Source organism: Streptomyces huiliensis, from assembly GCF_020037025.1.
In the GTDB taxonomy this organism is placed as follows: Bacteria; Actinomycetota; Actinomycetes; order Streptomycetales; family Streptomycetaceae; genus Streptomyces; species Streptomyces huiliensis.
The window spans coordinates 1-23973 of sequence record NZ_JAIQLH010000057.1; the positions used below are offsets into that span (position 1 = coordinate 1).

The 23973-nt window shown below is 72.3% G+C and carries 25 protein-coding genes and 2 pseudogenes; 12 read left to right on the top strand and 15 right to left on the bottom strand.

Features of this window, described 5'->3' with window-relative positions; genetic code table 11:
• From JNW98_RS12160 to JNW98_RS12170, 3 genes are all read right to left on the bottom strand, one after another.
• The coding region (locus JNW98_RS12160) for an ATP-binding protein (RefSeq protein WP_223768176.1) at positions 1-1866 on the bottom strand (1866 nt) is incomplete at its 3' end.
• 22 nt (positions 1867-1888) lie between these two features.
• Positions 1889-3487 carry an acyl-CoA carboxylase subunit beta gene (locus tag JNW98_RS12165; protein ID WP_223768177.1) on the bottom strand — a complete coding sequence of 533 codons (1599 nt, stop codon included), beginning with the start codon at positions 3485-3487 and terminating at the stop codon, positions 1889-1891.
• The gene (locus JNW98_RS12170) at positions 3484-5115 is read right to left on the bottom strand and encodes an acyclic terpene utilization AtuA family protein (protein WP_372459225.1); all 1632 of its coding nucleotides are present in this window, start codon (positions 5113-5115) and stop codon (positions 3484-3486) included. Before JNW98_RS12170 ends, JNW98_RS12165 begins: the two co-directional genes overlap by 4 nt.
• Before the next feature lie 420 nt (positions 5116-5535).
• On the opposite strand from JNW98_RS12170, the gene JNW98_RS12175 reads away from it, so the two are divergent.
• The 5 genes from JNW98_RS12175 (at position 5536) to JNW98_RS12195 (ending at position 8671) form a co-directional block, all read left to right on the top strand.
• Positions 5536-5730 (top strand): DUF397 domain-containing protein, encoded by a 195-nt coding sequence (locus JNW98_RS12175; RefSeq protein ID WP_223768179.1) that lies wholly within the window; start codon positions 5536-5538, stop codon positions 5728-5730.
• Between the two features lie 431 nt (positions 5731-6161).
• Positions 6162-7013 carry a Scr1 family TA system antitoxin-like transcriptional regulator gene (locus JNW98_RS12180; RefSeq protein ID WP_223768180.1) on the top strand — a complete coding sequence of 284 codons (852 nt, stop codon included), beginning with the start codon at positions 6162-6164 and terminating at the stop codon, positions 7011-7013.
• An 11-nt stretch (positions 7014-7024) separates the two neighbouring features.
• Positions 7025-7222: a DUF397 domain-containing protein gene (locus JNW98_RS12185; RefSeq protein WP_223768181.1), complete on the top strand. Its 198-nt coding sequence runs from the start codon at positions 7025-7027 to the stop codon at positions 7220-7222.
• Between the two features lie 303 nt (positions 7223-7525).
• Positions 7526-7969, top strand: a complete 444-nt coding sequence (locus JNW98_RS12190; RefSeq protein ID WP_223768182.1) for an NUDIX hydrolase — start codon at positions 7526-7528, stop codon at positions 7967-7969.
• 405 nt (positions 7970-8374) lie between these two features.
• Entirely contained in the window at positions 8375-8671 is a 297-nt protein-coding gene (locus JNW98_RS12195; protein ID WP_223768253.1) for a hypothetical protein, read from the top strand.
• 103 nt (positions 8672-8774) lie between these two features.
• Here the strand turns inward: JNW98_RS12195 and JNW98_RS12200 are convergent.
• Positions 8775-8873: pseudogene (locus JNW98_RS12200) on the bottom strand (IS5/IS1182 family transposase); the annotation flags it as partial.
• 134 nt (positions 8874-9007) lie between these two features.
• Here JNW98_RS12200 and JNW98_RS12205 point away from each other — a divergent pair.
• Positions 9008-9505 carry a hypothetical protein gene (locus JNW98_RS12205; protein WP_223768183.1) on the top strand — a complete coding sequence of 166 codons (498 nt, stop codon included), beginning with the start codon at positions 9008-9010 and terminating at the stop codon, positions 9503-9505.
• A gap of 181 nt (positions 9506-9686) precedes the next feature.
• Here JNW98_RS12205 and JNW98_RS12210 read toward each other — a convergent pair whose 3' ends face one another.
• Positions 9687-10844, bottom strand: coding sequence for an ABC transporter substrate-binding protein (locus JNW98_RS12210; protein WP_223768184.1), 1158 nt, complete (start codon positions 10842-10844; stop codon positions 9687-9689).
• 169 nt (positions 10845-11013) lie between these two features.
• A pseudogene (locus tag JNW98_RS12215) lies at positions 11014-11193 on the bottom strand (VOC family protein); the annotation flags it as partial.
• Positions 11194-11328: 135 nt separating this feature from the next.
• Here JNW98_RS12215 and JNW98_RS12220 point away from each other — a divergent pair.
• Entirely contained in the window at positions 11329-11802 is a 474-nt protein-coding gene (locus JNW98_RS12220) for a carboxymuconolactone decarboxylase family protein (RefSeq protein ID WP_223768185.1), read from the top strand.
• A gap of 53 nt (positions 11803-11855) precedes the next feature.
• On the opposite strand, the gene JNW98_RS12225 is transcribed toward JNW98_RS12220, so the two are convergent.
• Positions 11856-12308 (bottom strand): winged helix-turn-helix transcriptional regulator, encoded by a 453-nt coding sequence (locus tag JNW98_RS12225; RefSeq protein WP_223768186.1) that lies wholly within the window; start codon positions 12306-12308, stop codon positions 11856-11858.
• Between the two features lie 97 nt (positions 12309-12405).
• Here JNW98_RS12225 and JNW98_RS12230 point away from each other — a divergent pair, with 97 nt between their 5' ends.
• Positions 12406-13671: an MFS transporter gene (locus JNW98_RS12230; RefSeq protein WP_223768187.1), complete on the top strand. Its 1266-nt coding sequence runs from the start codon at positions 12406-12408 to the stop codon at positions 13669-13671.
• Positions 13672-13768: 97 nt separating this feature from the next.
• Here JNW98_RS12230 and JNW98_RS12235 read toward each other — a convergent pair whose 3' ends face one another.
• The 5 genes from JNW98_RS12235 to JNW98_RS12255 all read right to left on the bottom strand — a co-directional run bounded on the left by JNW98_RS12235 (position 13769) and on the right by JNW98_RS12255 (position 18127).
• Entirely contained in the window at positions 13769-14050 is a 282-nt protein-coding gene (locus JNW98_RS12235) for a peptidylprolyl isomerase (RefSeq protein WP_223768188.1), read from the bottom strand.
• 89 nt (positions 14051-14139) lie between these two features.
• The gene (locus JNW98_RS12240; protein ID WP_223768189.1) at positions 14140-16482 is read right to left on the bottom strand and encodes an NACHT domain-containing protein; all 2343 of its coding nucleotides are present in this window, start codon (positions 16480-16482) and stop codon (positions 14140-14142) included.
• 63 nt (positions 16483-16545) lie between these two features.
• Positions 16546-17562, bottom strand: a complete 1017-nt coding sequence (locus tag JNW98_RS12245; protein ID WP_223768190.1) for a hypothetical protein — start codon at positions 17560-17562, stop codon at positions 16546-16548.
• A complete protein-coding gene (locus JNW98_RS12250) occupies positions 17559-17924 on the bottom strand; it encodes a PadR family transcriptional regulator (protein WP_223768248.1) in 366 nt (121 codons plus the stop codon). Before JNW98_RS12250 ends, JNW98_RS12245 begins: the two co-directional genes overlap by 4 nt.
• 59 nt (positions 17925-17983) lie before the next feature.
• Positions 17984-18127, bottom strand: a complete 144-nt coding sequence (locus tag JNW98_RS12255; RefSeq protein ID WP_223768191.1) for a hypothetical protein — start codon at positions 18125-18127, stop codon at positions 17984-17986.
• Positions 18128-18488: 361 nt separating this feature from the next.
• On the opposite strand from JNW98_RS12255, the gene serC reads away from it, so the two are divergent.
• Both serC and JNW98_RS12265 read left to right on the top strand, forming a co-directional pair.
• A complete protein-coding gene (gene serC / locus JNW98_RS12260; RefSeq protein ID WP_223768249.1) occupies positions 18489-19610 on the top strand; it encodes a phosphoserine transaminase in 1122 nt (373 codons plus the stop codon).
• 67 nt (positions 19611-19677) lie between these two features.
• A complete protein-coding gene (locus tag JNW98_RS12265) occupies positions 19678-20202 on the top strand; it encodes a DinB family protein (protein WP_223768192.1) in 525 nt (174 codons plus the stop codon).
• Between the two features lie 88 nt (positions 20203-20290).
• Here JNW98_RS12265 and JNW98_RS12270 read toward each other — a convergent pair whose 3' ends face one another.
• The 3 genes from JNW98_RS12270 to JNW98_RS12280 all read right to left on the bottom strand — a co-directional run bounded on the left by JNW98_RS12270 (position 20291) and on the right by JNW98_RS12280 (position 22743).
• Positions 20291-21739 carry an amino acid permease gene (locus JNW98_RS12270; RefSeq protein ID WP_372459226.1) on the bottom strand — a complete coding sequence of 483 codons (1449 nt, stop codon included), beginning with the start codon at positions 21737-21739 and terminating at the stop codon, positions 20291-20293.
• A gap of 199 nt (positions 21740-21938) precedes the next feature.
• A complete protein-coding gene (locus JNW98_RS12275) occupies positions 21939-22259 on the bottom strand; it encodes a DMT family transporter (RefSeq protein ID WP_223768194.1) in 321 nt (106 codons plus the stop codon).
• Positions 22260-22344: 85 nt separating this feature from the next.
• Positions 22345-22743, bottom strand: a complete 399-nt coding sequence (locus JNW98_RS12280) for a DMT family transporter (protein WP_223768195.1) — start codon at positions 22741-22743, stop codon at positions 22345-22347.
• 139 nt (positions 22744-22882) lie between these two features.
• Between JNW98_RS12280 and JNW98_RS12285 the strand changes: the two genes are divergently transcribed.
• Entirely contained in the window at positions 22883-23350 is a 468-nt protein-coding gene (locus tag JNW98_RS12285; RefSeq protein ID WP_223768196.1) for a MarR family winged helix-turn-helix transcriptional regulator, read from the top strand.
• Positions 23351-23495: 145 nt separating this feature from the next.
• A complete protein-coding gene (locus JNW98_RS12290; protein ID WP_223768197.1) occupies positions 23496-23834 on the top strand; it encodes a deoxyxylulose-5-phosphate synthase in 339 nt (112 codons plus the stop codon).
• Positions 23835-23973 lie beyond the last annotated feature (139 nt).

Consider the following 23973-nt stretch of genomic DNA (forward strand, 5'->3'; position numbering starts at 1 on the left):
GGCCAGGGCGGCGGCGAGGGCCGCGAGCCGGGCGCCGGCGTCGTGCGCGGCACCGCCGGTGGCGGTGAGGGCGGCGAGCCGGCGGTCGTAGAAGTCCGTCCCGGCGCCGCCGGCGGCGAACTCCGGGTCCCGGAGCGTGCGGACGAGGAGGCCGCGGTTGGTGACCGGGCCGTGGATCCGGGCACGTTCGAGGGAGCGGGCGAGCAGCCGGAGGGCCGCGGGCCGGTCGGCGGCATGGGCGACGACCTTGGCGAGCAGGGCGTCGTAGTACGGACTGACGACGTCACCGGCCCCGACGCCGAGGTCGACGCGCAGCAGACCACTGCCGCCCCGGAACGCCACACCCGCATCCGCGCGCAGCCCGTTGCCTGCCCCAGGCCCCACACGGCCGTCCGCGCGCGGACCACCGCCACCCACGGAACCGACGCCGACGCCCCCGTCCTGACCACTGCCCCGCCCGGAGCCCGCACTCGCCTGCGCGCGCATCCCGCTGCCGCCCCCGAAACCGACGCCGCCACCCACCCCGACACCAGCACCCTCGTCCGGACCGCTGACCCGCCCGGGGCCCGCACCCGCCTCCGAGCGGAGCCCGCTGCTGCCCCCGGAACCCGCACCGGAATCCGCACCGGCATCCGCGCGCGGGCCTCCGCCGGGCGCGCCGCTCGCATCCGCCGCCCATGCCCCGCCCCCAGCCCCGACGCTGCCTGCCTCCACACGGCGCCCCGCAGCGCGGCCACCCCCCAGACCGACGCACAGTCCACCCCCGCCCCCGAGCCCGTCGCTCGACCCACCCCCGACGGCCTCCCCCGCCACCCCCTCGAAAGCCACCCCATGCACCCTCCCAACCCACGGCCGCCACTCCCGCGCCGGGTCCTCGGCGTACAGCCGGGCCTCGACGGCGTGGCCGCGCGGTGCCGGAGGGGGGCCCTCCAGCCGGCCGCCCTCCGCGATCCGCACCTGTAGGGCGACCAGGTCGACGCCGTACACGCACTCCGTGACCGGATGCTCCACCTGGAGCCGGGTGTTCATCTCCAGGAACCACGGCCGCCCGTCACCCCCGACCAGGAACTCCACCGTCCCCGCCCCCTCGTACCCGACGGCTCGGGCGAGCCCGGACGCGTACGCGCACAGCGCGTCCTCCAGGCCGGCGGGCAGACCGGGCGCCGGAGCCTCCTCGATGATCTTCTGGTGGCGGCGCTGGAGGGAGCAGTCGCGCGTCCCCAGGGTCCACACCGTGCCGTGCGCGTCGGCCAGGACCTGCACTTCCACGTGCCGTCCGCCCACCACGTACGGCTCCACGAACACGGTCCCGTCGCCGAACGCGGCCGAAGCCTCCGCCCGTGCCGCCTCCAACGCCACGGCCAGTTCGGCCCGTTCCCGGACCACCCGCATGCCGCGCCCGCCCCCGCCCGCCGCCGCCTTGACGAGGACGGGCAGGTCGGCGGGGCGGACGACGGACGGGTCGAGGGGCGCGAGGACGGGGACGCCGGCGTCGGCCGCGATCTCCTTGGCGCGGGTCTTCGACGCCATGGCCTCCATCGCCTCGGGAGGCGGCCCGATCCACACCAGCCCCGCCGCCCGCACCTCCCGCGCGAACGCGGCGCTCTCCGACAGGAACCCGTACCCCGGATGCACCGCGTCCGCCCCCGCCGCGACGGCGGCCCGGACGAGCAGGTCGCCCCGCAGGTACGTGTCGGCGGACGCGCTGCCCGGCAGGCGGACGGCCGTGTCGGCCGCGCGGACGTGCGCCGCCCCGGCGTCCGCGTCCGAGTGGACGGCCACCGTCGCGACGCCGAGCGCGCGGCAGGTGCGGACGACGCGGCAGGCGATCTCGCCCCGGTTGGCGACGAGCACGGTCTCGATCACGGTCACCCTTTCCCAGAACGGGTCACATGCGGAAGACCCCGAAGCCGCCCCGGACCCCCTCCACCGGCGCGCCGTACACCGCCTCCAGGCACAGGCCGAGGACGGTCCGGGTGTCGCGGGGGTCGATGACCCCGTCGTCGTACAGCCGCCCGGAGAGGAACATCGGCAGCGATTCCGCCTCCACCTGCCGTTCCACCGCCTCCCGCAGCCCGGCGTCGGCCTCCTCGTCGTACGGCAGCCCCTTCACGGCCGCCGACGCGCGGGCGACGATCGAGAGGACGCCGGCGAGCTGCTTGGGGCCCATGACGGCGGCGCGGGCGCTGGGCCAGGTGAAGAGGAACCGGGGGTCGTACGCGCGCCCGCACATCCCGTAGTGCCCGGCGCCGTAGGACGCGCCGAGGAGGACGGACAGGTGCGGCACCCGGGAGTTCGCCACCGCGTTGATCATCATCGCGCCGTGCTTGATGATGCCGCCGCGTTCGTAGGCGCGGCCGACCATGTAGCCGGTGGTGTTGTGCAGGAAGAGGAGCGGGATGTCCCGTTGGTTGGCGAGCTGGATGAACTGCGCGGCCTTCTGTGACTCGGCGCTGAACAGGACGCCCTGCGCGTTGGCCAGGATCCCGACCGGCCGGCCGTACAGCCGGGCCCAGCCGACGGTCAGCCCGGCGCCGTACAGCGGCTTGAACTCGTCGAAGTCCGAGCCGTCGACGACGCGCGCGATCACCTCACGCGGGTCGAAGGGCACGCGGAGGTCCCCGGGGACGATGCCGAGCAGCTCCTCCGCGTCGTGAAGGGGCGGCTCGGACGGCCAGGGGGCGGCGGGCGCGGGCGGGTGGTGCAGGCGCGCGACGATGCGGCGCGCCTGCCGGAGGGCGTCGTGCTCGTCGACGGCGTAGTGGTCGGCGAGGCCGGACTCGCGCGCGTGCAGGTCCGCGCCGCCCAGCGACTCGTCGTCGGCCTCCTCCCCGGTCGCCATCCGCACCAGCGGCGGGCCGCCGAGGAACACCTTGGCGCGTTCCTTGACCATGACGACGTGGTCGGACATGCCTGGGACGTACGCGCCGCCGGCCGTGGAGTTGCCGAAGACGACGGCGACGGTCGGGATGCCGGCGGCGGAGAGGCGGGTGAGGTCGCGGAACAGGGCGCCGCCCGGAACGAAGATCTCCTTCTGCCCGGTGAGGTCCGCGCCGCCCGACTCCACCAGGCTGATCACCGGCAGCCGGTCGGCGCGGGCGATCTCGTGCGCGCGGAGCGCCTTCCGCAGCGTCCACGGGTTGCTCGCCCCGCCGCGTACGGTCGGGTCGTTGGCGCTGATCAGGCAGGTGACGCCGGAGACCGTGCCGATGCCGGTGACGAGCGAGGCGCCCACCGCGTACTCGGTGCCCCAGGCGGCCAGCGGGGAGAGCTCCAGGAACGGCGTGTCCGGATCGAGCAGCAACTCGACGCGCTCGCGCGGCAGGAGCTTCCCCCGGGCGCGGTGCCGGGCCGCGTACTTCTCGCCGCCGCCCGCCACCGCCTGCGCGTGCGCGGCCTCGACCTCGGCGAGCCGGTCGAGCATGGCGGCGCGGTTGGCCGCGTAGCCGGGCCCGGCGGTGTCGAGCCGGGAGGTCAGGACGGTCACAGCAGCACCTCCGGTATCTCCACGTACCGGGCGCGCAGCCACTCGCCCACGCCCTTGCCCTGCGGGTCGAAGCGCACGTTCTCCGCGACGCCGCGTCCGAGGAGGCCGTCGATGACGAAGTTGAGGGCGCGAAGGTTGGGGAGGACATGCCGGGTGATACGCATCTCGGCGGCCTCAGGCAGGAGTTGCCGGACCCGGTTGACGGTGAGCGCGTGGGCCAGCCACCGCCACCCCGCCTCGTCCCGCGCCCAGACGCCGACGTTGACACTCCCGCCCTTGTCGCCGCTGCGGGCACCCGCGACGCGCCCGAGGGGCGCGAGGCGCACGGGCCCGGCGGGCAGCGGCTCGGGGAGCGCGAGGTCGGGCGGCGGGGGCACGCCGTCGGTCCGTACGGGCGGCGGGAGGACGGGGACGCGCGTCCCGTCGGGCAGGACGGCGACGTGCCGTACGGTCTCGGGGTCCACCGGCACCGCCTCGAACGTCCCGTAGGGGGAACCCGGCCCCGGCGGCGCGGTGAGGTGCAACCCCGGGACGCTCGCCAGGGCCAGCTCGACGGCCGCGGCGCCGACCGCCCGGCCGACGGTCTCGGGGTCCGGGTCGTGCACCACCAGGCGCAGAAGCGCGCTCGCCTCCTCCTGGACGCCCGCGTCGGGGTGGTCCGTACGAGCCAGGGTCCAGCGGACGGAGGCAGGCCGGCGGCGGGCGAGCGCGTCCTCCATCTGCGCGCGGACCAGGCGCGCCTTGGCCTCGATGTCCAGGCCGGTGAGGACGAACACGACCTCGTTGCGCAGCCCGCCCAGGCGAGTCAGCCCCGCCTTGAGCGCGGCCGGCGGCGGCTCGCCCCGGACGCCGCCGATCCGTACCCGGTCCGGGCCGTCCTGCGTCAGCCGGACGGTGTCGAGCCGGGCCGTTACGTCCGGGCCGGGGTAGCGGGCGCCGTGCGTCTCGTACAGCAGCTGCGCGGTGACGGTCCCGACGGTGACGGCGCCGCCGGTGCCCGGGTGCTTGGTGATCACCGAGCCGCCGTCCGCGTCCAGTTCGGCGATCGGGAAGCCGGGCCGTCGGACGTCGTGCTCGCCGAAGAAGGCGTAGTTCCCGCCGGTCGCCTGCGCCCCGCACTCCAGCACGTGCCCGGCGACGACCGCCCCCGCGAGGGCGTCGTACTTCCGCGGCTCCCACCCGTAGTGCGCCGCCCCCACCCCGCTTACCAGCGCCGCATCCGTCACCCTGCCGGTCACGACGACGTCCGCCCCGCCCCGCAGGCAGGCGGCGATCCCGCCGCCGCCGAGGTAGGCGTTGGCGGTGAGCACGCCGGGCCCCCAGTCACGGGCGGGGAGCAGGTCGTCGCCGGTGACGTAGGCGACACGGGTGTCGATACGCAGCCGCTCCGCCAACTCTCTGATGTCGTCCGCTAGTCCGGCCGGATTGAGCCCGCCCGCGTTGGCGACGATCCGCACCCGGCGGTCGGCGGCCGTCCCGAGGCACGCCTCCAACTGGCGCAGAAACGTCCGGGCGTACCCGCGCTCCGGGTCCTTCAGCCGATCCCGGCCGAGGACGAGCATGGTCAGTTCGGCGAGGTAGTCCCCGGTGAGCACGTCCAGGGGGCCGCCGGTGAGCATCTCCTCCATCGCGTCGAAACGGTCACCGTAGAAGCCGGAGGCGTTCCCGATCCTCAGCACGTTCGGGAGCGTGACAGCGGCTCGCGAAACAAGCAAGCGTGCTTGCTCGCTTTCCGGCCGGTCCGGGACCGGAGTTCGCGGCCCTCCCCGTGGACCTGTGTGCCGGTGAGCGGGCACCGGCCCAACGTGTGCGGACTCCGCGCCTGGCGTGAGAACGTCCGGTTCAGCACCTCCGACTGGGTCGGCGGGCCGGCATCAGCCGTGTCCCACGCCATCCGGAGCACTCACAGCGCTTTGTTCCTTGGCGCAGAAACTCAACCGAGCGGACGCCCGACGCCGCTGTAAGCAGTGAGGAGACCTAGCCTGAGCGGGGGTGGACTGCCGGGTCTCATCGGTTGAAGTCCCATACATCTCGCAAAGGAGGAGAGGATGCCGGGAACGGATTGGCAGAGGTCATCATTCTGCGGTGGCGGCGGCAACAACTGCGTGGAGGCACGCCTCGTGAACGATGCGGTGCATCTGAGAGAGTCGAGTGAGCCCGACACGGTGGTAGCCATGACTCGCGAGCAACTCGCCGCCTTCGTCGCGGGGGTCAAAGCAGGCGAGTTCGATCACTTGCTCTAGCGCGCGACCGGTCGGCGGCGCGCTCCAGGTGAGTGACGTGACCAGGCGGCCTTAACGACTGCCCTATACAGCCTGTTGGTGGCCGGCAGCGAGCTTGGCCGATACCGCCGACGGCGGAGCGGCGCCCGAGCGGGTGCTGCGGTGTGGGCCCTCTGGTCATACAGGGGTTGAACGGGGCTGCGCTCACGAGCTCACCTCTCTCGGATCGGTCCTGCGCACACCCGACGCCATCCGTGGCTCGACCACCTCGCGGGATGCCCCAAGGGGCAAGCGGGCGGCTGCACTTCGGCTCTTCCAGGCGCTGTGAGCGGTGCCGGGAGGACAGTAGCCGACCCGTATCACTAGTTGTACTCAAGTAGCTCAATCGGGTGACGAGGTGGACCCCCATAGGGACACCGGACAAACTGTGGCGCGACAGGGAGGGGAGGCGGATGCCACCAAGGAAGGCCCCAACGGCGCGGCAGCGCCGGCTGGGTTCGGAGCTGCGGAAGCTGCGCGAGCACGCGGGGCTGTCGCTGGTCGAGGCCGCGACGTTGCTCAGCACGGACCGGACCAGCATCAGCAACACCGAGAGCGGACGATTCGGCGTCAGCGCACAGCGCGTTCGCACGTGGGCGAGCCATTACGGATGTCCGGACGCCGCGTACGTCGACGCCCTCGCCGCCATGGCCGAGGAACGCGGGAAGGGATGGTGGGAGGATTACCGGAACGACCTGTCTGCAGGCGTCCTGGACCTCGCCGAGCTGGAACACCACGCCGTCTCGCTCCGCGCGGTGCAGATCATGCACATGCCCGGGCTGCTCCAGACCGAGGACTACGCTCGCGCGGTTTTCGAAGAAGCGGTACCTCCCGTCAGCCCGATGCTTCTCCGCCGCCGTCTCTCGCATCGATTGCGACGGCGCGACGTCCTCGACACACACAATCCGCCGGTCTGCACATTCCTGATCCACGAAGCCGCACTCCGTCTGCGGTTCGGCGATCGAAAGGTCGCACTGGCCCAACTGCGCTACCTGGCCGATCAGTCGGAACGTGACAACGTGACCGTCAGGATCATTCCGTTCAGCGCAGGTGGTTTCACGAACGCGGGAAGTTCGACACTCTACGTGGGAGGGCCCGTGCCGCAGCTCGACACGGTGCAGACGGACAGCCCGAACGGGAGCGCGTTCCTGGACGCGGAAACGCGTCTCGCGAATTACAGGGCCGCCCTGGATCGGATCGAAGACAGGTCACTCGACCCTGGGCGGTCGCGCGACTTCATCCTCGAAACGGCACGACAACTGTGAAGGCGTGAGACGTGGAAAACACCATCGCATGGCGGAAGTCCTCGCAGTCGACGGACGCCGAGGGCAATTGCCTGGAAGTGGCCAGACTCGGGGAGGACATCCTCATACGGGAAAGCGATGACCCTGAGGTCGTCATCAGGACAAGCCCTGCCAAACTCCGGGCCTTCCTCGCAGGGGTGGCCCAGGGCGAGTTCGACGACCTCGCCTGAACGTCAACAATCGAAGCCCTCTCACTCTCGCGAGCGAGAGGGCTTCGCCGTACCCAGAGGTGGCATATGCCAGTCTCACTCGTTAGACGTCCAATGGTTGGTACAGGTTCGTATCTAGCGCTATGTTCGCTGCGCGCCGCCGCTTCCAGCGAGCAGGCGGCTCATCGCTACGCGCCTGCCAGAGCAATCCGGCGCACCCGCCCGGCCGTTGGCGCCCGTTGGGCGCACCCGCATCCGCGCTGCCGTCGCGTGCCACGCCGCACCTACGGCCCCCATCCGCCCTCTACCCTCAGGAAGAGAGCCATGCCGTCGACCCCCCACATCACCGGCCTCGCGCACATCACCGACGCCGACGGGCGTCTCCTCATGCTGAAGGGCAGCGACAACAGCTGGCGCCTGCCGGGCGGGCCGGCCCTCCGGGAGGAGTCGGCCCGGAACGCCATGGCGTACTACGTCCGCCGCGACCTGCACATCCGCGTCGAACCGCGGTTCGTCCTCGGCATGGAGCCGATTCACGAAAGCCGCTCCACCGCCTACCTGTTCGCGTGTGAACCACTGCACCCGGACGACATCGCACGCATCAAGCTGCCGCCCGTCCGCACGGACATCACGGCGTTCGCGTTCGTGGACTACCCGGGCATCACCGAGGGCGTCAGCGCACACGAACACCGCCTGATCACCGAGGCGGCCCGAGCGCTGCGGGGACCCGGCCCGGAAGGTGTTCCGGCTACCGGACCGCGCTCCTGAGGAACGTGCGGAGTTCGACGGCGAGGTCGCCCGCCGCAGTCCCCACTGTGAGGGCGATATGTGAGCACGTCGAAGCAGCACCGGCCCATCGCGGTTCGCCCCGCCATGACAAGCGCGACCATCTCTTCTGAGGCACGCAAGCCGGCCGCAGCCGCCATCGCCATGCGGCAGGCGCCGCGACTTCGCCGAAGAGTCGTCGGCCGCTGCCTACGGCTTGCCCCGGATAAACAGGTGAGCTGGGGCTTTGCCTGAGGGTACGGTCGTCGGGTGGAGTCGGAAGAGTGGGATGGGTGCCCGCTGCACGGGGCCCGTGTGCGCCCTGATTACCTCGTGGGGCGGCGTCTCGAGGAGGTAGTCGCTTCGTGGCACGTGTACGGCTCGGAGGCCCCGCCCGACCCGTTGGACGTGTGGCTGATCGACAGCGAAGGGGCCTCCACCCACGTGACGGCCGGGTCGGACTGGTGCCTGGTGGTGGACAGTTCGGCGCCCCGCGCGGGCTACGACATGGCGGAGTGGGGTCGTGTCGAGGTGGCTCCGATCCGCAGTGAGACCCCGTTCGCCGACCACCTCGGCGAGACGGTGTCAGCCGTCGGCGAGGAGAGGGACCCGGACACCGGACGGATCGCGCTGGAGATCACCTTCGCCTCTGGCCGCGTCCGATGCGATGCCCGGTCCGGGGATCTCCGCCTGTCCGGCACGTGATCTGCGCGACCGTGTCGACGGAAGTCGTGTGAGGATCGCGCACACCCACTTGCCGCCGCAAGGTCGGAGCCCACGTCGAGCATGGCTTCGCCAGTATGAAGAGCTTGGCTCCGAGCTCGTCCAGGACCAGGCGCTTCGGTTCCGCCCACACTCGTCCCTCGGGCCACTCGGCCAATCGTCGGAAGGCGGTGGTGGCCGAAAGGCGGCGCGAGACCGCCGCCGGGCGCACCCATCACACGCCTTCACCACCCGCCCTCCTCGCAACTTGTCCGGAAGACGCCGACGTCCGTTGTGGCATCTGCAGCCGATCGGCCGCAGCTGTGGAAGGGGGACCCCATGAAGGCAACGATGATGAGGCGTCAGGTGCTGTTCAGTGCGCTGGCCCTGGCTACCGGCGCTGGGGTGGCACTGGCCGCGATGCCGGGCACAGCACAGAGCGCGCCACCCGGAGCAGCGGCCGTCTTCAGCGGCTACAAGGACTCCTACAAGCTCAACACCGGGGCCAACGGCCTGGCAGAGGTCGGCAGGCTCTCCCTGCCGGAGGGCTCCTACACGATCTCCGCGAAACTGAACCTGGACGTGCCCGACGGCGGTCACCACCAGACGATCCGTTGCTTCCTCCGGGCCGGCAACGACTTCGACCGGCTCTACGCCAACCACGACGGGACCCTCGCGCACGTCCCGATGTCGCTGAACGTGGTCCACACCTTCACCGCGTCCGGCAACGCGGTGCTGACGTGCGGCCACTCCTACACGGCAGGCGGCACGGACATATCGTTCGTCAAGATCACCGCCGTCAAGGCGTCCTCCCTGTCGAACCACCGCATGCCATAACCGACTGGCACACCGGCACCGGCGACCGAGGCGGCCGGGGGGTCTCACCCCTCCGGCCGCTCTTCCGTATCCGGTGGCGGGTATACGCACCGCCCGCGAACCCCGCGGCTGCCACGCTCGGTACACCGGCGTCTGTCCGCGGGGTCCGGCTGGGGCGATCCGCCGGACGAAACGACGTCTTTCAGCCCTGCGTGCCGTTCTGGTCCACCGGGTACAGACCCAGCTTCCCCTCCGGGTCCGCCGGGTTCGCGCCCTTCACGTCACCCACGAAGAGGTTGATCTTCGCCTTGAAGCGGTCGAGCCCCGCACGGTCGCCCATGAACCGGCCGAGGCCGAGGGGGTTCATGTTGTCGTAGTCGAAGATCCCCTTGCGGCCGGCCGGCGCGGGGACGTCCGTGCGGGCGCTCCAGCCGTACGACTTCTCCTGGTAGCCCTTCGACAGGATCCAGCTCAGGTACAGCTTGGCCGCCGCCTTGTGCGGCGCGTCCTTGAGGATCGCGCCGGTCTGCGGCCAGGCGACCCACGGCGACTTCTCGGGGATGCTCGTCTTCGACAGGCCGCTGGAACTGCCGGAGCTGCCGAAGTTGGCGACGTAACCGTCCTTGCCGACGGCCGCGGACGCGTCCGCCGTGCCGCGCACGAACTTCGGGTTCTGCGCCATGAGCTTCTTCAGGTAACCGGTGCCGTACTTGTCGGTCAGCTGCTTGAAGTAGTAGAGAACGGCGTCGTCGTCGTTCGGGTACGTGAAGACGAGCTTGTTCTTGAACTCGGGCTTCAGGAAGTCCCCGGCCTCGACGGGCGCCTTGTCGCCGAGCGTCGTGGCGGTGACGTTGGCGAAGCCGATGAAGAACAGGCCGGTGTAGTACCCGTCCTTGTCCTTGACCTTGTCGTAGACCTTGTTCCAGCCGACGGGCTTGTACTTCTCCAGCGCGCCTTCCTTCTTCCAGCGCGGGAAGTCGTCGAGGGTCTGGAGGTGGACGACGTCGGCGACGACCTTGTGCTCGGCTATCTGCTGGTCGAGGCGCGCGTCGTGGTTCTTGCTGAAGTCGACGACCGTGTCGACCTTCATCTTCGGGAACTGCTTGAGGAAGGCGTTCTTGAGGTAGTCGGCCTGGCCCGGCTTGTCGCCGCCGGCGTAGACCACCAGCCGGCCGCCCTCGGCCAGCGCCTCCTTGTAGAGCTTCTGCAACTGCGCGTCCTCGCTCGCCGCGGCGGCCTTCGAGGCGCGCGGGGAAGCGGCGGGAGAGGCGGACGGGGCAGCGGCGGCGACGGTGGCACCGCTCGCGGCGAGAACGCCGAGGGTGGCGGCCGCGGCCCAGACCTTCCGGGTGGACTTCACGAGGACTCCTTCGTGGGGGGCGCATGGGGAACGCATGTGGGGATGCGATGCGGCGAGTCACGTTTGAACTTTCAAGGACTTGCCGAGCCCACCCTAGGCCCTGAGTACTTAAACTTTCAATAAACTCGGGCCCTGAGTGCCCGGGCCCCAGACCTCGAGCCGGACGCGCTTACGAAGCCCAGCCGCCGTACGGCACGGTGATCAGTTCCATGGCGTGGCCCGCCGGGTCCATGAAGTAGACGCCCCGGCCGCCGTCGTTGTGGTTGATCGTGCCGGGCCGCTGCTTGCGCGGATCGGCGTAGTGCTCGATGCCGCGCCGCCTGATCCGTGCGTACGCCGCGTCGAACTCCAGACGCGCGTCTCATCCGGCCGCGGCCGCGTCACAGGCGGCGGGGCCGCCTCGTCTCAAGGGCGTACCCAGTGACGAGCACTGATGACCACTGCCAACCACTGCCGACCACTGACGACCACGAAGGAGCCCACCATGGACGCGCGACTGAACTACTTCGCCGACCCGGCCGCCGGCAAGATCATGAAGCACCTCATGTCGGCGGGCAAGGCGCTCAAGGAAATGCCGCTGCCGGCCGTGACGCAGGAGCTGGTGGCCCTGCGCGTGAGCCAGATCAACGGCTGTGCCGTCTGCATCGACATGCACACCAAGGAGGCCGCAGCCGCCGGTGAGAGCCCGGTGCGGCTGAACCTGGTCGCGGCGTGGCGGGAGGCCACGGTCTTCACCGAGGCCGAGCGGGCGGCGCTGGAGTTCGCGGAGGCGGGGACCCGGGTCGCGGACGGGGCCGGGGGCATCGGCGACGCGGTGTGGGCGGACGCCGCCGAGCACTACGACGAGGAGCAGCTCACCGCCCTGGCGGTCCTGGTCTCCATCATGAACTCGGTGAACCGGCTGAACATCATCGCCCGGCAGCCGGCCGGCGACTACGTGGCCGGGCAGTTCCACTGAGCGGGAGCGTCCACTGAGCGGGAGCGCCCCCGGCGGCCGGCGCGCGGCTCGGGTCACCGGGCCGGAAGCTTGTGGACGACCGTGTCGTCCGGGTCCACCCGCCGCCCGTCGGCCGACAGGACTTCCAGCGGACGGAGGGGCCGCTCGCGGCGGCGGTCGACCAGTTCGGAGTGGGGTTCGCCGGGCGTGAAGGCGTGCTGCTCACCCCACTGGCGCAGGGCCACGATGACGGGGAAGAGCGCCTTCCCCTTCGGGGTCAGGACGTACTCGCGGTAGGCGCTGCCGTCCGAGGCGGGGACGGACTCCAGGACGCCGCCGGCGACCAGGGTGCGCAGCCGCGCGGTGAGGATGTTCTTGGCGACGCCGAGGCTCCGCTGGAACTCGCCAAAGCGCCGGCTTCCGTCGAAGGCGTCGCGCACGATCAGCAGGGACCACCAGTCGCCGATCGCGTCCACCGACCGGGCGACGGGGCATTCGCTGTCGTCGAAGCGGGTCCTGGTCACCATGGCGTCCCTCACTCTCATTTTGGTTGCAACATGCTACCAACGCGGACTACCGTCCCGATCGGTAGCAAGTTGCAACCGAATGGGTGGGAGGGGTTTCATGCCCTGCAGCAGTGACGCCACGGCACGACCGAACGAGGCCCGGGGCGAAGGGGATCGCGAAGGGGGGCGCGAAGGGGATCCGCCCTTCGTCCTGTCGCGCCGCCTCGTCGTCCTCTTCGCCGTGGCCTGCGGCGCCGCCGTGGCCAACGTCTACTTCTCGCAGCCCCTCCTGGTGACCATGGGCCACGACCTCGCCATGAGCCCGGCGCTCGTCGGCAGCGTCGTCACCCTCACCCAGGCCGGCTACGGGCTGGGACTCTTCTTCCTCGTGCCGCTGGGCGACATCGCCGACCGCCGACGGCTCGTCGTCGTCCAACTGCTGCTCCTGGTCGGGGCGCTGGCCGTGGTGGCCGCCGCCCGTTCGGCGGCGGTGCTGCTCGCGGGCATGGCCGCGACGGGGCTCCTCGCGGTCGTCACGCAGACGCTGGTGGCGTTCGCGGCGTCGCTGGCGCCTCCCGCCGGGCGCGGGCGGGTCGTCGGCCTGGTGACCAGCGGCGTCGTCACCGGCATCCTGCTCGCCCGCACCGTGTCCGGCCTCCTCGCCGACCTCGCGGGCTGGCGCTCCGTCTACGTCGCCTCGGCGTCGCTCACCGCGCTGCTCGCGCTCATCCTGTACCGCGTCCTGCCCCGCCGTACCCCCGCCCGGCCGGCGCCCCTGCCCTACGGGCAGCTCCTGCGCTCGACCCTCACCCTCTTCGCGCGGGAACGGCTCCTGCGGCTCCGCGCCGCGTTCTGCCTGCTGGTCTTCGCTTCCTTCAGCACCCTGTGGAGCAGCGTCGCGCTGCCGCTCAGCGAGGCGCCTTACGGGTTCTCCCACAGCGCGATCGGGGCGCTGGGCCTGTTCGGCGTCGCCGGCGCCCTCGCCGCGACCGTCGCGGGCCGGCTGAACGACCGCGGCCTCTCGCAGCGCACCACCGGCATCGCGCTGGCCCTGCTCACCGTCTCCTGGCTGCCCCTGGCCTTCACCCGCGACTCGCTCTGGGCCCTGGTCGTCGGGGTGGTCCTGCTCGACCTGGCCGTGCAGGCGGTACACGTCACCAACCAGACGCTGATCTACGCGCTGCACCCGGACGCGGGCAGCCGGCTGATCGGCGGGTACATGGTCTTCTACTCGCTCGGCAGCGCCGTCGGCGCCCTCGCCGCGACCGCCCTCTACACGGCCGCCGGCTGGGGCGCGGTCTGCGCGCTGGGCGCCGGGTTCGGCTCCCTGGGATTCGTCCTGTGGGTGTGCACGCGCCGCGGCGGCACCCCACCGACCGCCTAGGAGCCGTCCGGCCGCCCACGGCGCGGTGTGCGCAGCGCGATCACGCCGGTCAGTGCGCGGGGACTGTCCCGGCCGTGATCACCTGCGCGAGCCCTGCCTAGTCCCGCCGGCTGGTGACCTCGACGAGGTGCATGCCGAACTGCGTCTTCACCGGGCCCTGGACCTCGCCGACCGGCGCGCTGAAGACGACCTGGTCGAACTCGGGAACCATCTGTCCCGGACCGAACTCGCCGAGGTTGCCCCCGTCACGAGAGGAGGGGCACGACGAGTGCTTCTTGGCGAGCTCGGCGAAGTCGGCGCCGCCCTCGATCTGCTCCTTCAGCTGCAGCGCTTCGGATTCCGTCTTCACCAGGATGTGGCGAGCAGTGGCCCGGGCCATCGCTTTTCCCTTCGATTGAACCGATTGAACCGATCACGAAATGAAACCGACTCGAATGCTACAGAGCGCTGCCCCGGCGCCGTTCCGTCCTAGCCGGAGGCGGAGCCGGAGCGGCGAGGAGACGCCCGGCGCGTGGTCCGCGTGGTCCGCGGAGCCGGACGCGTCTGAGGGCCGGCGGCGAGGCGGTTCCGCAGCCGGGCGTGGCGGAACTGGTAGACGGGGCCGACCCGGCGCAGGATGCCGAGGCGGTGCGCCTCGGCCAGGAACGCCTGGAGCCGCCAGGGGAGTTCACCGCGCAGCGCGAGGAGCAGCCGGGCGAGGGTGTAGTGGGGCCAGGCATGGGCGGCGAGAGCGATGACCGTGCCGATGAAGCCGCCGGTGAACAGCCCTTCGGCGACCAGGAGCAGGCTGCCCGCCAGCGGACGGGAGGGGAACCAGACGGCCGCCTTCAGGGCGGCGTCGGGCAGGACGAAGACGAACGTGCAGGCGATGCCGCTGACGAGGGAGATCAGGCGGTCCGCGCGGAGGGAGGAGACCGGAGTGGCGGGTTCGTCCGGGGCCGAGGGGACCCGCAACCAGTCCAGGACGGCCAGTCCGACGCCAAGGCCCCCGCCGACGAGCAGGCCGCGCGGCACGACGCCAGGCACCGACACCCGCAGATCTCCGATCACGGCGTAGCAGATGTACGCCCCCTGGCTGCCCATGGTGACCCCGGCGACGACGGCGAGGGCCCGGGCCAGTCGCCGACGCCACTGCCGGAGTGACGGGCGGCCGCGGCTCGGTATGGAAGGCGGAGTCGGCATCCCTGTGCCCAGCAGGACGATCCAGAGGCTGAAGCCGAAGAAGACAGCGGCCGCTGTGAGCACGGCCGGGTGCCGGAAATCGGCCGAGAACACGAAGGCCGCCGGCAGCGCTGTGAGAACACCGGATACGGCAACCACCGCGGCACGAGCTCCCCCGCGCCCCAAGGTGGCGAGCAAGCCGCCGACCGCGACAGTGGGAAGGATCGCCACCGCTTCCAGCGCCGGCCTGAGGTACTGGGACAAGTCGGAAGCCCCGGCCCAGGGAACGATGCCGGCTGGGGCCACCCAAAGCGCCGTGGTGACAATGACGCCCACCGCCGCGATCAGCGTCCAGCTCAGGGCCCGCCGCCACGTCCCCGCCAGCGCCGGGGTCCAGCGGTGCATCCGCCACCACGCCAGGTCGTGCGTCCCCTCCGCCCGCATCCCCGCCGCGATCCGCACCAGGTAGCGCACGGCCCGCTCGGGGTCCCAGCCGCCGCCCGGCCGCTGCCGCCGGGCGCGCGCGTACAGCGTCGGCACCAGCGCGTCGAGCAGGTGCCGCTCGATGGCGGAGGCCGTCGGGAAGCGGACGGTGTCCGCCAGTTCGGCGGGGTCGTTGTCCGCGTCCGCGTAGACGGAACGCGCCAGGGCGACCATCAGCGGGCTCGCCAGCGCCAGGGCCGCGGGGGCCTCCGGACGCCGGGCGACGTGCCGGGCCACCGCTTCCCAGCCGTGGTGCCGGGGGCCGGGCGGGGTGGCGAGCCGCAGGAGGGCGAGGGCGTCGTCGAAGGCCACCGGCGCCGGCTCCAGGACCGCGGCGCCGGTCAGCACGCCGCTTTCCGACACGGCGCGCACGTAGTCGTCCGTACGGCAGGTGAGGACGAGCGGGGCGTGCGAGGGGAGCGTGTCGTTGAGCGCGCGCAGCACCGCCGCCCGGCCGGGGGCGGGGAGTTCGTCGAGTCCGTCGAGGACGGGGATCAGGCGGTGTTCGCAGAGCAGTTCCTCGACCGCGGTGGCGCCGTACCGCTCGGCGTCGGCCAGCAGCGGGTAGTCGGCCGTGATCCGGCACCGCAGCCAGTCCCACGCGCTGTGCCGCGCGGGATCGAAGGACGACAGCGAGCACAGCACGGGGACGGGGTCCCCGGCGGTCCGCGTCCGCAGCAGTGCCAGCATCAGCAGGACGGCGAACGTCGTCTTGCCCGAGCCGCCCGGCCCCAGCAGCACCAGCCTGCGCCGGGTGAGCCCCCGGTAGGCGTCGGCGAGTTCCACGGCCGCGTCGGCCCGGCACACCACGGCCACGCCCACCAGCCGCCGGTGGTCGGACACGCCCGCCAGGTCGGAGTCCGCCCAGACGACGGGCAGCGGCGCCGGGTCGAACAGCTGCCGGAGGACCGCCTCGTTCTCCCACTGCCTGCGCACCGCGCGGGCCAGCGCCTCGCCGGCCTCGGTGATCTGGTCGCCGGTGGACTGGCCGCGCCGCCCCCGGCCCCGCCAGGCCCACATGGACAGGACGGCGAAGAGGCCGAAGGCCGTCCCGAGCACCGACGCCACGGTGGACGCCTGCTCGTGGTCCCCGCGCAGCCCGACGACCGACAGGCCGCAGACCAGCACCGCGCACAGAACCCACGTCGCGATCCACCGCCACCGCATACCCGGCCAACGATACGCCGCCGAGACCGTCACGGGGCCCAACGCCGCCGTACTGTCGGCGACTTATGAGCGGACGGCTCCGCGCAGCGGCCGGACGACCTCCACGACCGCGAACCCCAGCGCCGCCGCCGTCAGCCAGAACCAGAACGACGTCAGGTCGGCCGCGCGCAGCCTGTCGAAGCCCGCGACGCCGACGGCCAGGGCGAAGCCGGCGGCGCCGAGGGCCTTGCGCCGTTCGGCGCGGCGGGTGCGCCGCGGGCCGGCGGCGAGGCCCGCGGCGTACGTCTCGACGTCCCCGAAGTCGACCAGGGCTTGCGGGTCTTCGCGGACGTGGGAGCGCGCCTCGGCCACGTGCTCGTACGCCTCCTTGCGGGACATGCCGTGCCGTCCGCGCAGCAGCCCCTCCAGGCGCCGCAGCCACGCCTCGGCGTTCCGCGGCCGGGGCGGGTCGAACCAGGCGTCGACGGTGTCGGCGGACAGGCGGTGCGCGCCGGCCGCCAGGGCGGCGCAGGCCGCCATGAGCAGCGGCGCGGGCAGCGCGAACAGGCGCTGTCCGGGGAGGACGGACATGACGAAGGACCCGCCCGCGACGGCCGCCGCGGCCGCGCCGAGGGACGCCCACACGGCCCGCACCCGGCCCGCCGTGCGGAGCGCGACCGCGCCGCAGACGAGCAGGACGGCGGTGACGACCGTGGCGAGGGCCGTCAGCGACACCCAGGAGAAGGCGAGCCACAGCCCGTCCTGGAACCAGTGCAGCGCGGCGAGGCCGCCACCGATGAGGGCGGCCACCAGCAGGGTGTGGGCGAAGCGTTCGCCCGCGGTCACGCCGTCGACCCCGGCCTTGGCCGCGTGCTTCTCATCCGTCGCCTCCGCCGCGACGGCATCGGCGTACGCGGCCGGGTCGCCGAACAGGTCCCGCGCCGAGCCGCCCGCAGCCGTGACCGCCTCGTGGACCTCGGCGAGGGCCCGTTCGGTCACCTCACGGGGCGGGAGGTGCCGCATCACGAGGTGGAACTCGAAGGCGGCGGCCCACTCCTCGTCGGCCTTCCGCTGCCACCGGATGCCCGCGGCCGTCGTCATGTGCCCTCCCCTTCCTCTTCCGCTTGCGCTTCCGTTTCCTTCGCCGCTCCCGCCAGTTCCGTCACCGTGGCGTGGAACTCCGCCCACGCCGCGCGCTGTTCGGCGAGGCGATGCCGGCCTTCCGCGGTGAGGGCGTAGTACTTGCGGCCGGGGCCCTGCTCGCCCGCCTGCCACCGCACGTCGACGGCACCTTCCTCCGCCAGCCGGGTCAGCGCCGGGTAGAGGGTGGCCGGCTTCACCGCGTCGAGGCCGGCCGCGTGCAGCCGGCCGAGCAGCGCGTAGCCGTAGCTCGGCCCCTCGGCGTCCAGGACACCCAGCAGGCACAGGGTCAGCACCGCGCGGGCCCACGCCGCCTGCGGCATCGTCAACGGGACCGGCCTCCTCGGCGCGTATCGACTCTCCGACTATTACGAGACTCAGACTAGTCCGTCGGCCGGCAGCTCGGCCAGGGGCCCGGCGCGTTCCCGGAGGCGGCGGCCGGGCCGTCGCCGGAGGCGGCGTGCCGGTGGCAGTGGGGCCGGCCGACGACCGGACGGACGAGGCGGACGACGAGCGCTGCGGCCACGTCGTCCGCGGCGCGACGACAGCCGGCGGGACGCGGCGGTGGTTCGAGGCGTCCGCGGTCACGGTGGTCACGAGCGCGCGGGCGCCGGAGGAGACGTCGACGCGCCCGCGCACCGCCCGGCCCGACGCCTCGGCCGGTTCCCCGGCCGGTTCCCCGGCCGGTTCCCCGGCCGGTTCCCCGGCCGGTTCCCCGGGGCGGTGGACCGTCGGGGGTCACCCCCGCCCCCGACCCCGTACGCGCCCCCGCCCACCCCCTCGGCACGCCCAACCGTGCGTCCCCGCCTGCCCGAACGCACGTCTCATCCGCTGGACATTCCTCCACCGGCGGCCGTCCGACGGATTAGGCTGCCCCCGTGGCTGACATCCAGGCTGATATCCAGATCCCCGCCGACATCAAGCCCGCCGACGGCCGTTTCGGCGCCGGCCCGTCCAAGGTGCGCCCCGAGGCGCTCGCCGCCCTGGCGGCGACCGGATCCTCCCTGCTCGGCACGTCCCACCGCCAGGCGCCGGTGAAGAACCTGGTCGGATCGGTCCGCGAGGGCATCCGCGCGCTGTTCTCCCTCCCCGACGGCTACGAGGTGATCCTCGGCAACGGCGGGTCCACCGCGTTCTGGGACGTCGCCACGCACGGCCTGATCGAGTCGAAGTCTCAGCACCTCTCCTTCGGCGAGTTCTCCTCGAAGTTCGCCAAGGCCGCGAAGCTCGCGCCCTGGCTCCAGGAGCCCACGGTCGTCGCCGCCGACCCCGGCACCCATCCCGAGGCGCACGCCGAGGCGGGCACCGACGTCTACGCGCTGACCCACAACGAGACGTCCACCGGCGTCGCCATGCCGATCCGGCGTGTCGCGGGCGCGGACGAGGGGGCGCTCGTCCTCGTCGACGCCACCTCCGGCGCGGGCGGTCTGCCCGTGGACATCGCCGAGACGGACGTCTACTACTTCGCGCCGCAGAAGTCCTTCGCCTCCGACGGCGGCCTGTGGATCGGCGTCTTCTCCCCCGCCGCGCTGGAGCGCGCGGCCCGGGTGCACGCCTCCGGCCGGCACGTCCCCGAGTTCTTCTCGCTGCCCACCGCGATCGACAACTCGCTGAAGAACCAGACCTACAACACCCCGGCGCTCAGCACCCTGTTCCTCCTCGACGAGCAGCTGAAGTGGCTGAACGGGCAGGGCGGTCTGGACTTCGCCGTCGGCCGGACCGCCGCCTCGGCCCGCGCCCTGTACGGCTGGGCGGAGGCGTCCAAGCACGCCACCCCGTTCGTCACCGACCCTGCCAAGCGGTCGCAGGTCGTCGGCACGATCGACTTCTCGGACGACGTCGACGCGGCGGCGGTGGCCAAGGTGCTGCGCGCCAACGGGATCGTCGACACCGAGCCGTACCGCAAGCTGGGCCGCAACCAGCTGCGCGTGGCCATGTTCCCGGCGATCGACCCGGCGGACGTCGAGGCGCTGACGGTGTGCGTGGACTACGTGGTGGAGCGACTGTAGGACCCCGGCTCGCCCAAGGGGCCGACGGCCGGAGGCGATTGTCAGTGGTGCGTGGGAAGGTGGCCGCATGACGACGACACCCGACGGCCGTCCCGTCCCGCCCCCGCTCGCCGGCGAGCGCGAGGCGCTGGAGAGCTGGCTCGACTTCCAGCGCGCGACGCTGGAACTGAAGTGCAGGGGGCTCGACGACGAGCAGCTGCGCCGCACCTCCGTGTCCCCTTCCACGATGTCCCTGCTGGGCCTGGTACGGCACATGGCGATAGTGGAACGCAACTGGTTCCAGCGGGTCTTCGCCGGCCGGACGGTGCCGGAGGTCCCCGAGCACGCCGGCTTCGACGTCGGCCTCGACCCCGAGCAGGGGCTGGACGAGGCCCTGGCCGCCTGGCGGGCCGAGGTCGCGCTCGGGCGGGAGCTGATCGCCGGCGCGTCGCTGGACGACGTGGGCCGGCTGTCGCCTGAGGAAGGCAAGTGGCTGGGCTCGGAGGAGGTGGCCCTGCGCTGGATCCTCCTCCACCTGATAGAGGAGTACGCCCGGCACAACGGGCACGCGGACCTGCTCCGGGAGGCGGTGGACGGGACCACGGGCTTCTAGTTCGCCGGTCGGAGACGCACGTGCGCCCCGGCACGGCAGGTGCCGGGGCGCACGGCGGGCTGGCCCGCGTCCTTACCGGGCGGCCCGGTCAGGCGCGGGCCGCGCTCCGGCGGCGGAGGACCGCCCAGCCGAGGAGCAGCAGCACGACCCAGACGCCCATCACGTACAGGGCGATCCGGGTGTCCGCGCTCCAGGCGATGAGGACGGTCACGAACGCGAAGAAGCCCAGCGCCAGGAGGTTGGTGTAGGGCGCGCCCGGGAGGCGGTACGGGGAGGCTTCCGCCGCGCCCCGCGCGACCGCCCGGCGGTAGCGGAGGTGGGTGACGAGGATGACGCTCCAGACGAGGATCGCGCCGCCCGTCGACACGGAGGTGATGTAGGCGAACGCGTGCTCCGGGTCGAGGGCGTTGATGAGCACGCCGAGCCCCATGACGACCGCCGACACCCAGAGCGCGGGGGCGGGGACGCCGCGGCCGGTGAGCCGGGAGAGGGCCTTGGGGGCGTGGCCGTTGACGGAGGCGGTGCGCAGCATGCGGGCCGTCGAGTAGAGGCCGCCCGCGTTGCAGGAGGACAGCGCGGAGGTGAGGACGATGAAGTTGACGATGCCCGCGGCGGCCGGGATGCCGATCTTGGCGAAGGCCGCGACGAAAGGGCTGACGCCTGGGCTGAACTCGGCCCAGCTGACGACGGACAGGATGACGATGAGGGTGCCGATGTAGAAGAGGCCGAAGCGCACCGGGAGGCTGTTGATCGCCCGGGGGATGTTCTTCTGCGGGTCCTCCGCCTCGCCCGCGGTGACGCCGACGAGTTCGACGCCCAGGTAGGCGAAGAGGACGATCTGGAGCGTCATCAGCGAGTCGTGCACGCCGTGCGGCGCGATCCCGCCGTCCTTCCACAGGTGGGTCACCGAGGCGGTGTCACCGACGTCGCCGAAGCCGATCACCAGGACGGCGACGCCGACGAGGATCATCGCGACGATGGCCACGACCTTGATGAGCGCGAACCAGAACTCCAGCTCGCCGAAGGCCTTCACGGAGATCATGTTCACGGCCAGCAGCACCACCAGGGACACCAGGGCCGTCTGCCACTGCTCCACCCCGGGGAACCAGTACTTGACGTACTGCCCCGCCGCCGTGATCTCGGCCATGCCGGTGGTGACCCACATGATCCAGTAGGTCCAGGCGGTGGCGTACCCCCAGAAGGGGCCGAGGAACTCCCGGGCGTACTCGGCGAAGCTGCCGGACACCGGCCGGTGGGTGAGCAGTTCGCCCAGCGCGCGCATCACCAGGAACAGGACGGCGCCGGCCGCCGCGTACCAGATGATCAGGCTCGGCCCGGCCTGGGATATGGCCGTCCCGGCGCCCAGGAACAGGCCCGTGCCGATGGTGCCGCCGATGGCGATCATCTGGATCTGCCGGGTGCCGAGCCCGCGCTTGTAGCCCTCCGCGGTCGCGGTCCCGCCGTCCCCTCCGCCGTCGCCGGCCGGCCCGGCCTGCCCGGCGATCCCCGCGCTCCCCTTGCCGGGAACGGCGTCCATGGGCTCGACGGGCGTCGTCCCGCCCGTTGTCGGTGGCTGCATGCAACAGAACCCTTCTCGATCCGTGCCGACGAGCCGTGCCGCCTCTTCGGCACGGAGCTCGGTTCCGCGACCCTAGGTACGCTTTTCGGCCATCGACAAGTGTTTTCGAGATCTTCATACAGCACAGGGGCGCAGGTCACACCCCGTACGCCGGGGCTCAGGCGCCGGCCGCCAGCTTGAGCGTGACGGCCCCCGCGATGATCGCGGCGAAGGAGAGCACCTTGGGCAGCGTGATCTTCTCCTTGTAGAGGACGGCGCCGAATACGACCGTGCCGATGGAGCCGATGCCCGTCCAGATCGTGTAGCCGACGCCCACGTCGAGGGTCTTGAGGGCCTGGCTGAGGGTGAAGATGCCGGCCGCGGCGGCGAGGAGGGTGAAGACGGACGGCCAGAGGCGGGTGAAGCCCTTGGTGGCGTTGGTGCCGAGCGCGAAGGCGATCTCGAAGACGATGGCGACGGCGAGGTAGGCCCAGGCCATGACGGTGCTCCTTTGCGGGAAATGGCGAGTTCGCGGGGAGTGACGAGAACGGGAAGTGACGAGAAGGGGTGCGGGGTCGGGCGGATCAGGCGGAGGCCGGGGTACGGCGCCGGTCGGCGGCCGCGTCCCCGTCGGCTCCCGCCGCGTCCGGCTCCCCGGATCCGCCGAACCCGTCGGCGACCTTGAGCCCGAGCACCCCACCGATGATCAGGACGAAGGCGAGCACCTTCCAGGCGTTGACCGGCTCGTCGAAGATCACGGAGCCGAGGACGACCGTGCCGACGGAGCCGATGCCCGTCCAGACGGTGTAGCCGACGCCGACGTCCAGCGTCCTGAGCGCCAGGCTCAGGAAGAAGATGCCGCCGGCGGCGGCCCCGGCGGTCAGCAGCGAGGGCCCCAACCGGGTGAACCCGTCGGTGGCGTTGGTGGCGAGGGCGAAGACGACCTCGAAGACGGAAGCGATCAGCAGGTAGATCCAAGCCATGGTTCCGGCTCCTCCGGGCGATTGCCAGATAGTTGCATGTACGTGCATGCTCTTGATGACGGACAGAAGCATGCACGTGCAAGTAACCTTGTGTCAACGCCGCCCCAAAAGACCCGCCCCGAGCCGCCCGGAGCCGCAGATGTCCTCCCCTTCCGCCGCACCCGTACCACCGCCCGCACCGGCCTCCCCTGACGTCCGGATGTGGCACCGCTTCCTCGCCCTCCACGCACACGTCGAGCACCGGCTGAGCGCCGCCCTCCAGCGTCGGCACGGCCTCGGCCTGTCCGAGTACCGGGCGTTGGGCTTCCTGGCCGCCGCGCCCCGCAGCGAGCTGCGCATGCAGGAACTGGCCGACCGGCTGGGCCTCAACCAGAGCTCCGTGACTCGCCTGGTCGGACGGCTGCACGCGGCCGACCTCACGTACCGCGACGTCTGCGCGGACGACAAGCGCGGCGTCTACACCGTCCTCAAGGACGCCGGCCGCGAACGGCACGCCGCGGCCACCGCCACGTACGAGGCCACCCTCACCGCCGCGCTGGAGGAGGCGGCCGAGAGCGACGGCGGCGCGGCGGCGACGGTGGCGGCCCTGCGCGCCACCCTCGGCTGAACCCCGCCGTCCCGCCCCGACACGCGCCGCCCTCGGCTGCCCCCGCCACCCCGCCCCAAACACGCGCCGCCCACGGCTGAACCCCAACGTCGCGGCTCGGCAAATGCGTTGGCCGCCGGCCCGCACCCCCGCCTACCCTTCTCCCATGCCTCCCGCCAAGACCTCGCACGTCTGCCTCCCCTGCCGCGCCTCCTACAAGCAGGCGCGGCTCGGGCCGGGCGAGCCGGCGCGGCGCTGCCCGCGGTGCGCGGAGCCGCTGATCGAGGCGGGGGCCGCGTTCCAGCCGCCGCGCCGCCGGGACGCGGCGGGCTGGCGCACCCTCTCCGTCCTCCTGAGGGCGGGCGTCCGTTTCCACACGGACTGCTGCGACGAGGGCCCGGGTTACCGGCCCCGGACGCTCTTCGAGGTCCGCGAGCGCATGACGTACGCCCGCCGGACCGGGGAGCCCTTCGCGCGGGCGCTCATCCGGCCCGAACTCCCCTGAACCGCCGGACGGGCGTGCGGAGCGCCCGGCCTCGGCCGGTCACCGGACGGCGGGTCAGGTACAGTGACGCCGGCAAGGACCGCACACGCCCCGAGGAGGTGAGACCGATCAACGCAGTGGCAGGTCGGGTGCTCCCCCC